The sequence below is a fragment of the Pseudomonas sp. AN3A02 genome (assembly GCF_011765255.1).
Lineage (GTDB): Bacteria > Pseudomonadota > Gammaproteobacteria > Pseudomonadales > Pseudomonadaceae > Aquipseudomonas.
Window position 1 is genome coordinate 50,394 of sequence record NZ_JAARNI010000001.1, and the last position, 12,527, is coordinate 62,920.

General features: G+C 61.3%; 15 protein-coding genes. 9 read left to right on the forward strand and 6 right to left on the reverse strand.

Annotated features, from left to right (window positions below; translation table 11 throughout):
- Window positions 1–44: 44 nt before the first annotated feature.
- Window positions 45–1,277 carry an MFS transporter gene (locus HBJ59_RS00295; protein ID WP_167662471.1) on the reverse strand — a complete coding sequence of 411 codons (1,233 nt, stop codon included), beginning with the start codon at window positions 1,275–1,277 and terminating at the stop codon, window positions 45–47.
- Window positions 1,278–1,341: 64 nt separating this feature from the next.
- Between HBJ59_RS00295 and HBJ59_RS00300 the strand changes: the two genes are divergently transcribed.
- A complete protein-coding gene (locus tag HBJ59_RS00300) occupies window positions 1,342–2,337 on the forward strand; it encodes an AraC family transcriptional regulator (RefSeq protein ID WP_178124236.1) in 996 nt (331 codons plus the stop codon).
- Window positions 2,338–2,350: 13 nt separating this feature from the next.
- Here the strand turns inward: HBJ59_RS00300 and HBJ59_RS00305 are convergent, their stop codons facing one another.
- Complete coding sequence (locus HBJ59_RS00305; RefSeq protein WP_167662472.1) at window positions 2,351–3,460, reverse strand: beta-eliminating lyase-related protein; 1,110 nt, start codon at window positions 3,458–3,460, stop codon at window positions 2,351–2,353.
- Between the two features lie 163 nt (window positions 3,461–3,623).
- Between HBJ59_RS00305 and HBJ59_RS00310 the strand changes: the two genes are divergently transcribed.
- From HBJ59_RS00310 to HBJ59_RS00330, 5 genes are all read left to right on the forward strand, one after another.
- Window positions 3,624–4,073, forward strand: coding sequence for a MarR family winged helix-turn-helix transcriptional regulator (locus HBJ59_RS00310; protein WP_167662473.1), 450 nt, complete (start codon window positions 3,624–3,626; stop codon window positions 4,071–4,073).
- A gap of 29 nt (window positions 4,074–4,102) precedes the next feature.
- Window positions 4,103–4,675: an isochorismatase family protein gene (locus HBJ59_RS00315; protein ID WP_167662474.1), complete on the forward strand. Its 573-nt coding sequence runs from the start codon at window positions 4,103–4,105 to the stop codon at window positions 4,673–4,675.
- 5 nt (window positions 4,676–4,680) lie between these two features.
- On the forward strand, window positions 4,681–5,895 hold the full coding sequence (locus HBJ59_RS00320) for an MFS transporter (protein ID WP_167662475.1): 1,215 nt from the start codon (window positions 4,681–4,683) through the stop codon (window positions 5,893–5,895).
- Between the two features lie 257 nt (window positions 5,896–6,152).
- Window positions 6,153–6,536 (forward strand): hypothetical protein, encoded by a 384-nt coding sequence (locus HBJ59_RS00325; RefSeq protein ID WP_167662476.1) that lies wholly within the window; start codon window positions 6,153–6,155, stop codon window positions 6,534–6,536.
- Window positions 6,529–6,708 carry a DUF1289 domain-containing protein gene (locus tag HBJ59_RS00330; protein ID WP_003207939.1) on the forward strand — a complete coding sequence of 60 codons (180 nt, stop codon included), beginning with the start codon at window positions 6,529–6,531 and terminating at the stop codon, window positions 6,706–6,708. Before HBJ59_RS00325 ends, HBJ59_RS00330 begins: the two co-directional genes overlap by 8 nt.
- Window positions 6,709–6,727: 19 nt before the next feature.
- Here HBJ59_RS00330 and HBJ59_RS00335 read toward each other — a convergent pair whose 3' ends face one another.
- On the reverse strand, window positions 6,728–7,600 hold the full coding sequence (locus HBJ59_RS00335) for a DNA/RNA non-specific endonuclease (protein ID WP_076016134.1): 873 nt from the start codon (window positions 7,598–7,600) through the stop codon (window positions 6,728–6,730).
- 92 nt (window positions 7,601–7,692) lie between these two features.
- Window positions 7,693–8,325: a TetR/AcrR family transcriptional regulator gene (locus tag HBJ59_RS00340; protein WP_256670777.1), complete on the reverse strand. Its 633-nt coding sequence runs from the start codon at window positions 8,323–8,325 to the stop codon at window positions 7,693–7,695.
- Between the two features lie 71 nt (window positions 8,326–8,396).
- On the opposite strand from HBJ59_RS00340, the gene HBJ59_RS00345 reads away from it, so the two are divergent.
- Window positions 8,397–9,251 carry an aldo/keto reductase family oxidoreductase gene (locus tag HBJ59_RS00345; RefSeq protein WP_076016136.1) on the forward strand — a complete coding sequence of 285 codons (855 nt, stop codon included), beginning with the start codon at window positions 8,397–8,399 and terminating at the stop codon, window positions 9,249–9,251.
- Between the two features lie 3 nt (window positions 9,252–9,254).
- On the opposite strand, the gene HBJ59_RS00350 is transcribed toward HBJ59_RS00345, so the two are convergent.
- The gene (locus tag HBJ59_RS00350; RefSeq protein ID WP_167663411.1) at window positions 9,255–9,950 is read right to left on the reverse strand and encodes a tRNA (adenine(22)-N(1))-methyltransferase TrmK; all 696 of its coding nucleotides are present in this window, start codon (window positions 9,948–9,950) and stop codon (window positions 9,255–9,257) included.
- Between the two features lie 78 nt (window positions 9,951–10,028).
- Window positions 10,029–10,937 carry a bifunctional oligoribonuclease/PAP phosphatase NrnA gene (locus HBJ59_RS00355; protein ID WP_167662477.1) on the reverse strand — a complete coding sequence of 303 codons (909 nt, stop codon included), beginning with the start codon at window positions 10,935–10,937 and terminating at the stop codon, window positions 10,029–10,031.
- A 101-nt stretch (window positions 10,938–11,038) separates the two neighbouring features.
- Here HBJ59_RS00355 and HBJ59_RS00360 point away from each other — a divergent pair, with 101 nt between their 5' ends.
- Complete coding sequence (locus HBJ59_RS00360) at window positions 11,039–11,545, forward strand: GNAT family N-acetyltransferase (RefSeq protein ID WP_167662478.1); 507 nt, start codon at window positions 11,039–11,041, stop codon at window positions 11,543–11,545.
- Window positions 11,546–11,631: 86 nt separating this feature from the next.
- Window positions 11,632–12,522: a bestrophin family protein gene (locus HBJ59_RS00365; protein WP_076016139.1), complete on the forward strand. Its 891-nt coding sequence runs from the start codon at window positions 11,632–11,634 to the stop codon at window positions 12,520–12,522.
- Window positions 12,523–12,527 lie beyond the last annotated feature (5 nt).

Here is a 12,527-nt window from a genome sequence, read left to right on the forward strand (position 1 = left end):
CCACCGATGCGCTTCACACCAAACTTTGCCAGTACGCCGCCTTTTCAAAGATGAAACGCCGGCCCCGCCTCTGCACCTTGTGGAGGCGCTTCTACCTTCACCTTCAGCGCAATCAACAAAGCCGCCAGCAGCATCAAGATACCTGCCGCGACAAACACACCGTCGATACCACTGAAGCTAAACATCGCACCGCCCGCCGCCGCACCCGCTGCAATCGCAGACTGCACCGAAGCCACCACCATGCCGCCGGCGCTTTCGGCCTGATCGGGCACTGACCGGGCCACCCAGTTTGACCAGGCCACCGGCACGCCGCCAAACGCCAGGCCCCAGAGCATCAACAGCCACACCTGGCCCGTCACGGTCGCCGGCAACAGCGCCAGGGCGAGTGCTGCCACGCCGACCAGGGCCGGCATCAACACCAAGGTGCCGCGCGGCAGACGCACCAGCAGCCACCCGGCCAGCAGCGTGCCGGCGAAGTTTGCAACGCCGAAACCCAGCAACATCAGCGCCAGCCCTTCGGCGCCGACGCCAGTGGTGCTTTCCAGGAATGGCCGGATATAGGTGAACAACGCAAAGTGCCCGGTATGCACCAGCACGCATCCCAACATGCCCACGGCAATGCCCGGACGCAGCAGCACCTCAAGCACGGTTTTCAAGCGTGCCGTCCGGCGGGGTGCAAGTGGTGGCAGGGTGAACAGCTGGAACACCAGGGTCACGCCGCCCACCGCAGCGGCTGCGAGAAAAGCGCTGCGCCATCCGTACAGCCCACCCAAAAAGCTGCCCAGCGGTACCGCCACGACCGTACCCACCGCGATGCCGCTGAAGATGATCGACAAGGCACGCGGCAGCAGCGCCGCCGGTACAAGCCGCATCGCCACCGCCGCCGCCATGCTCCAGAAGCCACCCAGTGCGATGCCCAACAGGATACGCATCAGCAGCAACACCGTGAGGCTCGACGAGACGGCTACCAGCAGGTTGGAACAGATCATCAATGCGCTGAAGCACAGCAACACCACGCGGCGGTCGATCCCTCGGGTCAGGCCCGGCACCAGCAACCCGGCGAATAGTGCAACCACCGCCGTGACCGTCACCGCCTGCCCTGCCAAGGCTTCCGAAACACCGAGCTCGGCTGCCATCGGCGTCAGCAGGCTGGCCGGCAGGTACTCCGCCGTCAGCAATCCGAACACGCCCATCGCCAACGAAAACACCGCCATCCAGGCCGGCGTCGCGGGCGCTACATCTGCACCGGTTACGGCGTCACACACACAACTGCTCATCACGGTCATCCTTCAAAAGTTATTGCGACCGGCAGTCTAGGTGCGACGATCAGGATGATCTATGATGCAAAATCTCGAATCCTTTACCGAAACCCCGGAAATGATGCCCACGGATCCGTTCGACCAGTCCTCTGATCTCATCAACGAGCTGCTGCGCGGCATGCGCCTGCGGGGTGTCGAGTACCGGCGCATCCAGACTGGGCCGGCGTTTGGCCTGGGCTTCCCGGCCAAGCCCGGACACGCCTACTTCCACCTTATCGCTGCCGGTTGCGTCACCCTGCGTACCGAAGACGGCACTCTGTATGAACTGACGCCAGGCAATGCGGTGTTCATCTCCCATGGCGGTTCCCATCAGGTGCTCTCCAGCCCGGACGTGCCGGTGCAGGACATCGACAGCTTCAACGCCGCAACCCTCGGTGATGCGGTGTGTGCCGTGGATGCCCGGGCCGATGTGGGCGTGACGCAAAGCGCCCTGCTCTTCAGCGGCTGCATGGAGTTTGAACTGGGGAGTTTGCACGGCCTTGGCCGCCTGATGCCGGACCTGATGCTGATCGATGCCAAGGGCCAGCGTTATCCGGGGCTGATGCCGATCCTGACGGCCATGGAGCGTGAAGTCAGCAGCGCCCGCATTGGCTTCGCCGGCATTCTGGCGCGCCTCGCAGAGGTGGTGGCGGCGATGGTGATTCGGGGTTGGGTTGAATGTGCCTGCGGGAATGCGTCCGGCCTGGTGGCCGCGTTACGCGACCCGCGCCTGGCCAAGGCCTTGCTGGCGTTGCACCAGCAGCCCGGGCGCGATTGGACGGTGGAGGAGTTGGCAGCGCAATGTCATACCTCACGCTCGGTGTTCGCCCAGCACTTTCAAACCACCATCGGCACACCACCTTTGCGTTACGCCACCGAACTGCGGATGCGCCTGGCCAGCCAGTGGCTGACGCTGGAGCGGCTGCCGATCGAAACCGTGGCGCAGCGCCTTGGCTATAACTCCCAGGCGGCGTTCAGCCGGGCGTTCAAGCGCGTTACCGGGCAGCCGCCGGGGGCCAGCCGGCGACAGTCGATCTAACGAAAGGGTTGCGTCAGTCGTCTTGAGTCGCTTGCCGCATCAGGTCCGTGAACAGCTGTAGAACCCGCTCATCCTCCAGACCCAATAATCGATCACCGACATAGCACTCGGTCTTGCACCACCCCGGCACCTCTGCGGGTTCCAGGTGGGTGAACAGCCAACATCCGTGCTGTCGCGCAATCTCATCGCGGGCGTTGAGCAACGCCGCCCGGTCTGCGTCGAAATACAGGTGAAGCATGTTCACCTGAGGCGTGCGCGGCAGGAGACGAATGCCTGGGATCGTTTGCAGGCAGGTTGCCAGGCTTAGCGCGCGCTGATAGCAGGCGTTCAGCATCGCCAGCCTTTGATCAAAGCGCATGGCCGTGGAGACCACCATCGGGCTCTGTTTTATCAGGGTGCCGCCCAGCCGTTTACGCCACAGGCGAGCCTGTTGGATAAAGTCGGTTTCGCCGACCAGCAGCGAGCCTGCAATACCACCGACGCCTTTGTAGGCCGAGACGTATACGGAGGAGAAGCCTTCAGCGATTTCGGCGTAAGAACGCTGGTAGTAAGCACGGGTTTCCCATAGGCGGGCGCCGTCCATATGCAGCGGTGTATTGGAGGCCGCAGCCGCTGCTTTCAGGGTCTCCAGCTCATGCCATTCAGGCAGTTGCCCACCGATCTCCCGGGCGGGCAACTCCACCACGAGGCAGCTCAGGGGCTCGGCAATCGCTGACAGGTCTTCGGCAAGGATCGGTCGCAACCGGTGCCCCACCATCACCCCATGCAAGCGCAACAAGGCCTGGAAGGCCTGCTCTTCGTGGAGCTGCAAATGAGAAGACGCATGTATCCCGAAGCGCGGCAGCCGGCGTCGCTCGCTCCAGATGTTGACCGCGATCAATTGCGCCATCACCCCGCTGGGCATGAACACCGCAGCGGGTTTGCCCAGCAGTTCGGCAACCTTGGCTTCAAAACCTTCGATCAACTGACCGCTGCCATAATTGTCATGGGATACGTCGTTGGCCTGCGCCCAATCCGCCATTTCCTGGAACCACTGGGCAGGCGTGGGCTCTGCAAACCCGTTGATCTCGACAGTGCAGGCCGCTTTGAGTTGGCGGCGTTGTTCATCAGTGTTGGGTGTCACGTAAGAGCGCCTATGCAGGGTGGAACATCGTCAATAGAGTGGTTGATCAGTCTGCCTTCTGCAATGGCGCTCTATGGCGTGCAGGGAATGCGGCGCCTTTTATGAATAAAAATTCATACAGCTAAACTGTACAGTTTTTCTGCACGCATGCTAACGTCCGGACATGAACAAACCTTCCATCACCTCCGAAGCCCACTCCGCCGCCCTGGCCGCCGAGCTGCGTATCTCCCTGGGCAAGCTGATACGTCGGCTGCGGGAACAAACCCATCCGAACGATTTCACCTCCGCCCAGAAGTCGGTGCTGCTGCGCCTGGACCGTGACGGGCCCACTACCGTTTCGGCCCTGGCCCGGGCGGAAAGCGTACGACCGCAGTCCATGCGCATCACTGTGGCCGGGCTTGAGACCATGAAAGCGATAAGGGGCAAACCCGACCCCAGCGATGGGCGTCAAACCCTGATCGAGCTGACTCCCGGCTTTCGTAAACACCTGATCGCCAGCCGGGCAGCCAAGGACGATTGGCTGCTGCGGGCGCTGCAGGAGCAACTGTCTGCCAAAGAGCAAGCCGAACTCGCAGCGGCGGTAAAGCTGCTGGAGCGCCTTGCCGATTTTTGAGCTGCACCCTACCCGCTCGAGGACATCCCATGGCCGTCACCTCGCTGGATCCGAATACCGCACTGATCATCGTGGACTTGCAAAAAGGCATCGCCGAATACCCGTTCATCCACCCCATCGGCAGCGTAGTGGAGCGCTCGCGTGCACTGCTGGACGCGTTCCGTGAGAGCGAGATGCCGGTGGTGCTGGTCAACGTCACAGGCTTCGCGTCCGGGCGCACCGAGCGGCCACGGCGCAGCGACGTGTTCCCACCGGGCTGGGCCGACCTGTTACCCGCACTCGGTCAGCAACCCAGCGACATTGTGGTGACCAAACGCACCTGGGGCGCGTTCGCCAGCACCGATCTCGAGGCGCAGTTGAAGGCACTCGGCGTGACCCAAGTGGTGATCACCGGGGTAGCCACCGGCACCGGCGTGGAATCCACCGCTCGCCAGGCCTACGAGGCCGGTTTCAACGTGACCCTGGCCATCGACGCCATGACCGACGCGAACCCCGAGGCCCACCACTACAGCCTGCATCAGGTGTTCCCGAAGCTGGGCGAAACCGGTACTGCGCAAGACATCCTCGGTTTGCTTGAAACGCACACCTCGCGAACGGTGTGAGTTCCATGGGCATTTTCCGCTCGCTGCGCAGCGTCAACTACCGCATCTGGGCTGTCGGCGCCCTGGTGTCGAATATCGGCACCTGGATGCAACGCACGGCCCAGGACTGGCTGGTGCTGACCCAGCTCACGCCGCATAACGCCTCGGCCGTCGGCATCGTCATGGCGTTGCAGTTCGGGCCGCAGTTGCTGTTGCTGCCCTGGACCGGCTTCGCGGCCGATCACTACGACAAGCGTAAGTTGCTGATCGTCACCCAGGGCGTGATGGGTGTGCTGGCGCTGATGCTGGGGGTGTTTACCCTGACCGGCATCGTGCAGCTGTGGCACGTGTATGTGTTCGCGTTTCTGTCCGGCTGTGCCTCGGCGTTCGACGCGCCGGTGCGGCAGATTTTCGTGGCGGATCTGGTGGGCGAGGCAGACTTGTCCAACGCCATCGCGCTCAATTCCACCTCGTTCAACATGGCCCGCATGATCGGCCCGGCGGTGGCCGGCGTGACCATCGCGTCGGTGGGCACCGGCTGGGCTTTCCTGCTCAATGGCGCGAGCTTTTTCGCGGTGCTGGCGTCGCTGTTTCTGCTGCGGGTTTCCGGCCTGCACACCAGCCTGCGAGCGCTGCGTACCAAGGGCAGCCTCACTGAAGGCTTGCGCTATGTGTGGGCGCGACCAGACCTGATGGCGATCTTGGTCATGCTGTTTTTGATCGGCACCTTCGGCATGAATTTTCCGATCTTTATCTCGACCATGGCCGTCACCGTGTTCCACGCCGATGCCCGTGGCTATGGCCTGCTGACGTCGACCCTGGCCATCGGCACCATCGCCGGGGCGCTGCTCGCCGCCGGCCGCGAGCGGCCGCACTTCAAGTCACTGCTGTACGGCGCGCTGGTGTTCGGGGTGGGCTGCACCCTGGCGGCGATTGCCCCGAATTACTGGCTGTTCGCCGGGGCGCTGGTGATCATCGGCGTGGGCGCCCTGACCTTCAGCAACACCACCAACAGCCTGATGCAACTCACCACCGAGCCCGCCATGCGCGGCCGAGTGATCGCCCTGCGGGTGGGCGTGGCCCTTGGCGGCACACCGATTGGTGCTCCGATTGTAGGTTGGGTGGCCGACCACCTCGGCCCACGCTGGGCACTGGCAGTCGGCGCGGCCTCCGGCATCCTGGCCGCCGGGGTGGCGGTGTACACCATGACGCGCAAGCTGGATCGGCCGAAGAAAATCTGACAGGCAAAACGAATCCAATGTGGGAGCTGTCGAGCTTTGCAGGTTTGCACAGTTGATCGTTCCCACGCTCTGCGTGGGAATACATCCTGTGACGCTCCGCGTCACCCCCTGCGCAGGGCTTGAGCCTTGCATCGTCAGCTGGACGCGGAGCGTCCGAGGTGGCATTCCCACGCAGAGCGTGGGAACGATCAACCTCGACAGCTCCCACAGTTGCTCTCTCGCGTATCATCACCCTCCTCGCTCATAAGGGACTCCCCATGTCTTCAACCAAACGCGACAGCGCGCGCATCGAGCGCCGCCTGGTCACGACCCTGACCGAAGCCTGTGAAATCGCCAAGGCCGAAATCACCGGCTTCGATTGGCTGACCCACGAAGTCGACTACCAGGCCTTTGCACAAAGCCTGGTCGTCATCTGGGTATTCGACACACGTGCGAACAAGGAACTGGCGCTTTCAAGCGGACTGGACCAACGCATGCGCGAGCTGACGGCCACGGCGCTGGAAGACGCCGGCGTGGATCGCCCCTCTTCGGACCGCTACGTTCGCTTCGATTCCGAGGAAGAATGTCACCTCCAGCATGGCGGCGATTGGCGTCTGCGCCTGACCAAACTGTATGCGGTAAAGGGGCGAAGCCTTGGCTAAGGATATCGAGAATCCGTGCGTCTCAACCTGCCAGCTCAGTGGTGAGCTGTGCGTCAGCTGTGGACGCACCAAGGACGACATTCGCAAATGGAAAAAGATGAAGCGGCCAGAGAAGATGGCCGCTGTGCAGCGCGCAACGTTGCGGTTGAAGACGTTGAAAAAGGGTAAGTAACGCCAACAGCTTCAAGCCATCAAGTGCGCCCAACTGACCCCGTTACCGGCAAATTCCCCAACAACTTGAGCCCGGTAGTCTTCACAAACGTTTCGTAATCCATCGGCTTCTGGATACGGGTTTCAGCGTTGGGCAGTACATACGCCCAGGCGCGCTTGGACGACACGTCATACACCAGCTTGAACAAACGGGTCGGCACCCAGACCTTGTTGTTGCCGATGGTGCTGTAGCCCGGGTCAAACAGCGGGCCGGTGAACACGTACACATTGCCGTCGGCGCGCTTGGCAAACTTGCGCACGTCCGCCTCGACCTTGCTCCAGATCTTGCGGTTGTTGGTAGGGTCCTGGGGCACCATGTTCGACAGTGCGAAGGATTGGGCCATGGCGTTGGTGCTCGGCGCATCGGCGGCCGGGGATTGATGGCCACGGTCCACGGCCGGATGTTGGCCACGGTAGTCGCTCAACTCGGCGCGTGCGCCCTTGGGAATGCGCGGGTCGGCGTAGAACTGGTTGGTGCGTTCTTCGCCTTTGGCGTCCTGCAACTGGCTGGCATTCAGGCGTTCGACCACTACCAGCGGGGTCTTGCTGGTTTGTGAGTAGAGCACCGCAAAATTATCCGAGCACAGCGCCAGGGGTTTCATGGTGGCCGGCACCGTGGCCGTGTTGATCGGTTGCGCGGACGGGAACAGATCGGCGCAGCCATCGAACGAGGCACGTTGCTGTTTGTTTGAATAGAGATCCAGGGCGGCACCCTGGCTGATGGAACCCGAGCGGGAGGTGTGTGGCTGATGCTCGGCAGGCAGCTTGATGAGGTCCAGCAGACCACGAGCTTCTGCCCCAGTGGAAAGCAAAACAAGGGCCGATAGCCCAACTGCAATTTTGCGTAGGTGCATGGGTTAAATCTTCAAAGTTCGATTGCGGGGCTTATGGACCCATGGATGTAACTTTAGTGCGAAGCCGTGCTGCAAAATACCCTGCGCACGATTTACGTAAGTGACTGATAGGTTTGAAGATAAGCCCGCAGCATGCGTGTCACCTGCTGTTCCAGCCCGGCTTCAAAGGCCGCTGATGCATTGCCTTCAAGCAACGCCCGCACCGGTCCCACCACCGCGCTGAGCGAGATGGCGGCGGTCAGGGATGGGTCTTCAAAACGGGCATCCGACGCCGTCGCCAACATCGCTGCAATCGCGGCCACCATCCGCTTGTTGATCCGCGCGACCAGCTCCGCGCCGCCCCGCTCACCCGCGATGGCATAGAGGGCTTTGGACGCCGTCGGATCCATCAGTTTCACGGCGAGAAAAGCCGTGACAAACCCCGATGCCATTTCAGCAACCGTCGTGCCCTGGTATTGGTCGCAGGCCTGCTCGACGGTCTCGGCCACATGGACCAGATGCTTTTCCAAAACCGCAGCGAGCAGTGCATCGCGGTTTGGATAGTACTGATAGAGACTGCCCACCGACATGCCCGCACGTTCGGCCACGCGGGTCGTGGTGCAGCGGACCAAACCCTGAGCGGTCAAAACCTGAAGGGTCGCCGTGTGCAACGCTTCGACCGTCGCCGCCGACCGGGCTTGAACCGCTGATTTTCTTGGCTTTAGTGACGCTTTGAGAGTGCTCATGGAATGCGAATTCAAAACCTGAAGGATCCTTCATATTATAGGCTTCCTCCCGCCAAGCAAGAGCTACAACCATGAACCTCAGCACCTTCAATCTCGGCGATCGTACCGTCAACCGCATCGGATACGGCGCCATGCAACTGGCTGGTCCCGGGGTGTTTGGCCCGCCAAAAGATCGTGAGGCGGCGCTCGCAGTACTACGCGAGGCCATCGCATCCGGCGTAAACCATATCGACACCAGCGATTTCTACGGACCGCATATCACCAATCAGATCATTCGTGAGGCACTGCATCCATATAAAGACGACCTCACCATCGTCACCAAGGTGGGCGCCCGTCGTGGCGACGATGGCGCCTGGTTCAATGCGTCGTCGAAGGCCGAGCTGACCCAGGCCGTGCATGACAACCTGCGCAACCTGGGCCTGGATGTGCTGGACGTGGTGAATGTGCGAGCCATGCACGGCGTGATGGGCACTGCCGAAGGCTCGATCGAAGAGCCACTGAGTGCCATTGCCGAGCTGCAACAACAAGGGTTGATACGCCATATCGGCATCAGCAACGTGACCCCGACGCAGGTGGCCGAGGCGCGAAAAATCGTGCGTTTCGTGTGTGTCCAAAACCTGTACAACATCGCCCATCAACACGATAACGCGATGATCGACGAGTTGGCCCAGGACGGCATTGCCTATGTGCCGTTCTTCCCGCTGGGCGGGTTCTCGCCGGTGCAGTCTGCGGTGTTGTCGAACGTTGCACAGCGGCTTGGCGTCACCCCGATGCAATTGGCCCTGGCATGGTTGCTGCGTCGTTCACCCAATATCCTGCTGATCCCCGGCACGTCCTCCGTCACTCACTTGCGTGAAAACATGGCGGTAAGCGAACTGGATCTTTCGGATGAGGTGCTGGCAGAGCTGAACACCATCGCCGGCTGACCTTCAGGCCAGCAGCTCGGTAATCCACCGCGCCTGCTGGGCAACCTCTCGCACCTTGTCCTCGGACACCGCCTGCCGTGCCTGGGCAAAGTCGCTCAGGGTCTGCTGTTTGTGGCGCAGGATGCGCTGCCACTTGAGCAGGAATTCCGGGCGGCGGGCCTGCATTTGCAGCGGGCCGAAGTACAGCTCTTCGGCGGTGTAGCTCACAGGCTCCGCGCGCTCGGCAACGATGATTTCGTAGAAAAAACGATTCTCCCGCAGCAGCTCTTCGCACACGATGCGGTAGCCGTTTTCCATCAGCCACTGGCGCAACGGTTGCTCGCCGCCGTTGGGTTGCAGCACCAGGCGCTCCTGGCCACTGAGACGTGCCTTGTCACTGTCGAGGATGTCGCGGATGGTCTCGCCGCCCATGCCGCAAATACTGATCGCAGTGATCCCGTCAGCCGGCTCAATCGCCGCCAGGCCACTGGCCAGGCGCATGGTAATGTGTTGCTCCAGCTCGTTCTCGCGCACCGTACGCTCGGCTGCGCGGAACGGCGTCAAGGCCACTTCGCCCGCCACCGCCGCCACAATAGCGCCGCGACGCATCAACGCCACCGGCAGGTAGCCGTGATCGGAGCCGATATCCGCCAGGCGCGCCCCGGCGGGTATATGGGCCGCCACGCGTTCCAGGCGCATGGACAATGTGTGTTCGTTCAACTGTCGTTCCTTTTCGGTAATACCTTGGCCATTGTATTCCGGGTTCATCAAAGAGGAACGTCGCATTGGCGAGCGCCGTCAATCAGTGGCCGCCAGTCTCACCAGTTCCTTGCGCAACAGCGAACGATCAAGCACTGCCATCCCGGCCTGCCAGTCAATGGAAAGCACCTGGCTGATTTTTTGTTGGCTGACCGTAGGCTCAGCCAGGAAATAGCTTTTGCACTCATGGATGCTGATGATATTCACCAGCCAGTCCTCACCCTGGGCCGCCAGCCAATCAACGATGGTCGAGCGATGCTTTCGGATCAGCGCACCGGCATCCCACACCGTCATCTGCGCGAAAACCTGTGGCAGGTTGCTGTCAGCCTTCAGCCACTTCATGTCGCCCGCCAGCGCGCCCACCAGGTCTGATTCGATAGTGGCCTGGCACTCATGAAAATATCGCTCAGGCCAGTCCGCCGCGAGTTTCGCCAGCAGAGCGAGGGCTTCATAAGCCCGAATATCCGCCGAAGTGGTCAACTGCCCGGTAAAGTTCAGGGTATTGTCCAGGATTGCCGTGGCCAGCAACGCGGCACTGTGTTCGCTGATCAGCGGCAATAAACCGGCCGCCTCCCAACGCAGGAAAACCTGCGTCGCCGCCGCGCCGATCGATTGGATGTCTGCATGAGGCCCGAGTTGCTGCGCCCAATAGGTTTCAAAGCCCGGGTGATGGTCGATAACCTCCACCACCTGATCGAGCACGACCACCGGGTCGAAGTGGTGGAAGTCCGAGATATCCACCATCACAAACTCATCACCGGGCCCGGGCCGGTAGTCATCCAGTGACGATGGCCAGCCGAGCACGGTCCTGGAGATGCTGGCATTCAGCGGAGCACTGCTGACGGCCCGCGCCTCGATCCCTTGGCGATTCAACAACTCGGCATACGCGATGCAACAGGCGTACGCATCAATGTCCAGATACGCCGAGCCGGAGGTGACTACCCTCATCGGAAAAACTCCATGATTTCATATTTTTGGCAGGCAAATTTCACACGCCTTTATGACGAAAACATGACTAAATGGACAGAACAACCTGGGAGATTTGAGCAATGACGTCATTTCGCGTTCGCGAGCTGAGCAGTACGGACACTGAAGCATTGCTGGCCTTCGAAACCCGTAACCGTGAGTGGTTCGAGTCGCATATCGAGGCGCGCGCGCCTTCGTTTTATTCGGTACAGGGCGTCGCCGAGCATATTGAAGGCTATTTATCTGGCCTTGCCGCCGGCGCGTGGCACCCGTTCGTGATCGAAGACGCCAGCGGCGAAATCGTCGGTCGCGCCAATCTGAAAAGCATCGATTCACCGACGGGCTCTGCCGAAGTCGGTTACCGCGTGGGCGAGCGCTCGTGCGGGCAAGGGCTGGCAACCCTGGCGCTGAACCATCTGATCCACGAGGCACAGGCGCGTTGGGCACTCAAGCAATTGGTGGCGTACGTTTACCCGGAGAATATGGGCTCACAAAAAGTCCTGTCCCGCTGCGGTTTCGTGCCTGAACAGTCCGCACCGGACGGCATGCCCCACAGCGAAAACCGCTTCGTTCTGTCGCTTCAAGCCTGAACACGCAGCACCCCGGCGAACCTTTACCCGGTAAACACCGTCCGAGCTAGGGCATTGATGTTTACCGCTCGCCGCGAGGTTTCCGTTTGAAAGCTGCCATCATCAAAAAATACCGCCTGATCATCAAGACCATGGGCTATGTAGGCTGGGCACTGTTCTGGCTGTTGCTCTGGGATATCGCCGTCACCGTGGACTTCATGCTGTTCCTCAACAGCAAGATCAACCTGCCGCTGATGCCACTGACTTTGCTCGGCTCGGCGCTGGTGGTGTTGATCAGTTTCCGCAACAGCAGCGCCTATAACCGTTGGTGGGAAGCACGCACCTTGTGGGGCGCGATGGTCAACAATTCCCGCAGCTTTGCGCGGCAAGTGCTGACGCTGCTGGATGACCCGAACAACGAGGTCAACCCGATAAAGTCGACGTTGCTGCGCCGTCACGTGGCCTACGTGAACTGCCTGGCGGCGCACTTGCGGGGCCAGCCTTGCCCGGAGGAAATCCGCGCGTTCCTGCCAGCCGACGAGTTCGCCCGCAGCACCAGTACCAATAACTTTTCCAACGACATTCTCAACGGCTCCGCAGCCCTGCTGGCCCAGGAATACAAGGCCGGGCGCCTGGACAGCATTCGCCTGGCGCGACTGGAATCGACCCTGGTGGATTTGTCCAACAGCCAGGGCGGCATGGAGCGCATCGCCAACACGCCGCTGCCCTACCCTTACGTGTATTTCCCACGGCTGTTCATTTCACTGTTCTGCCTGATCGTGCCGGTAGGCCTGGTGGAATCCCTGGGCTGGTTCACCCCGCTGGCGTCCACGGTGGTGGGCTTCATGCTGCTGGCGATCGAACGCATCGGCACCGATTTGCAAAGCCCGTTTCGTGACAGCGAACACCAGATCCAGATGGAAGCCCTCTGCGAAACCATCGAGAAAAACCTGCAATCGATGCAGCGTGATTCCCTGGGGGGCGACCGGATCCATTGATTTTT

Bases quoted from the DNA above. Each gene is read 5' to 3' on its own strand.
- HBJ59_RS00295 (WP_167662471.1), bottom strand. From the start codon at position 1,277: ATGAGCAGTTGTGTGTGTGACGCCGTAACCGGTGCAGATGTAGCGCCC.
- HBJ59_RS00300 (WP_178124236.1), top strand. From the start codon at position 1,342: ATGCAAAATCTCGAATCCTTTACCGAAACCCCGGAAATGATGCCCACG.
- HBJ59_RS00310 (WP_167662473.1), top strand. From the start codon at position 3,624: ATGAACAAACCTTCCATCACCTCCGAAGCCCACTCCGCCGCCCTGGCC.
- HBJ59_RS00315 (WP_167662474.1), top strand. From the start codon at position 4,103: ATGGCCGTCACCTCGCTGGATCCGAATACCGCACTGATCATCGTGGAC.
- HBJ59_RS00320 (WP_167662475.1), top strand. From the start codon at position 4,681: ATGGGCATTTTCCGCTCGCTGCGCAGCGTCAACTACCGCATCTGGGCT.
- HBJ59_RS00325 (WP_167662476.1), top strand. From the start codon at position 6,153: ATGTCTTCAACCAAACGCGACAGCGCGCGCATCGAGCGCCGCCTGGTC.
- HBJ59_RS00335 (WP_076016134.1), bottom strand. From the start codon at position 7,600: ATGCACCTACGCAAAATTGCAGTTGGGCTATCGGCCCTTGTTTTGCTT.
- HBJ59_RS00340 (WP_256670777.1), bottom strand. From the start codon at position 8,325: ATGAGCACTCTCAAAGCGTCACTAAAGCCAAGAAAATCAGCGGTTCAA.
- HBJ59_RS00345 (WP_076016136.1), top strand. From the start codon at position 8,397: ATGAACCTCAGCACCTTCAATCTCGGCGATCGTACCGTCAACCGCATC.
- HBJ59_RS00355 (WP_167662477.1), bottom strand. From the start codon at position 10,937: ATGAGGGTAGTCACCTCCGGCTCGGCGTATCTGGACATTGATGCGTAC.
- HBJ59_RS00360 (WP_167662478.1), top strand. From the start codon at position 11,039: ATGACGTCATTTCGCGTTCGCGAGCTGAGCAGTACGGACACTGAAGCA.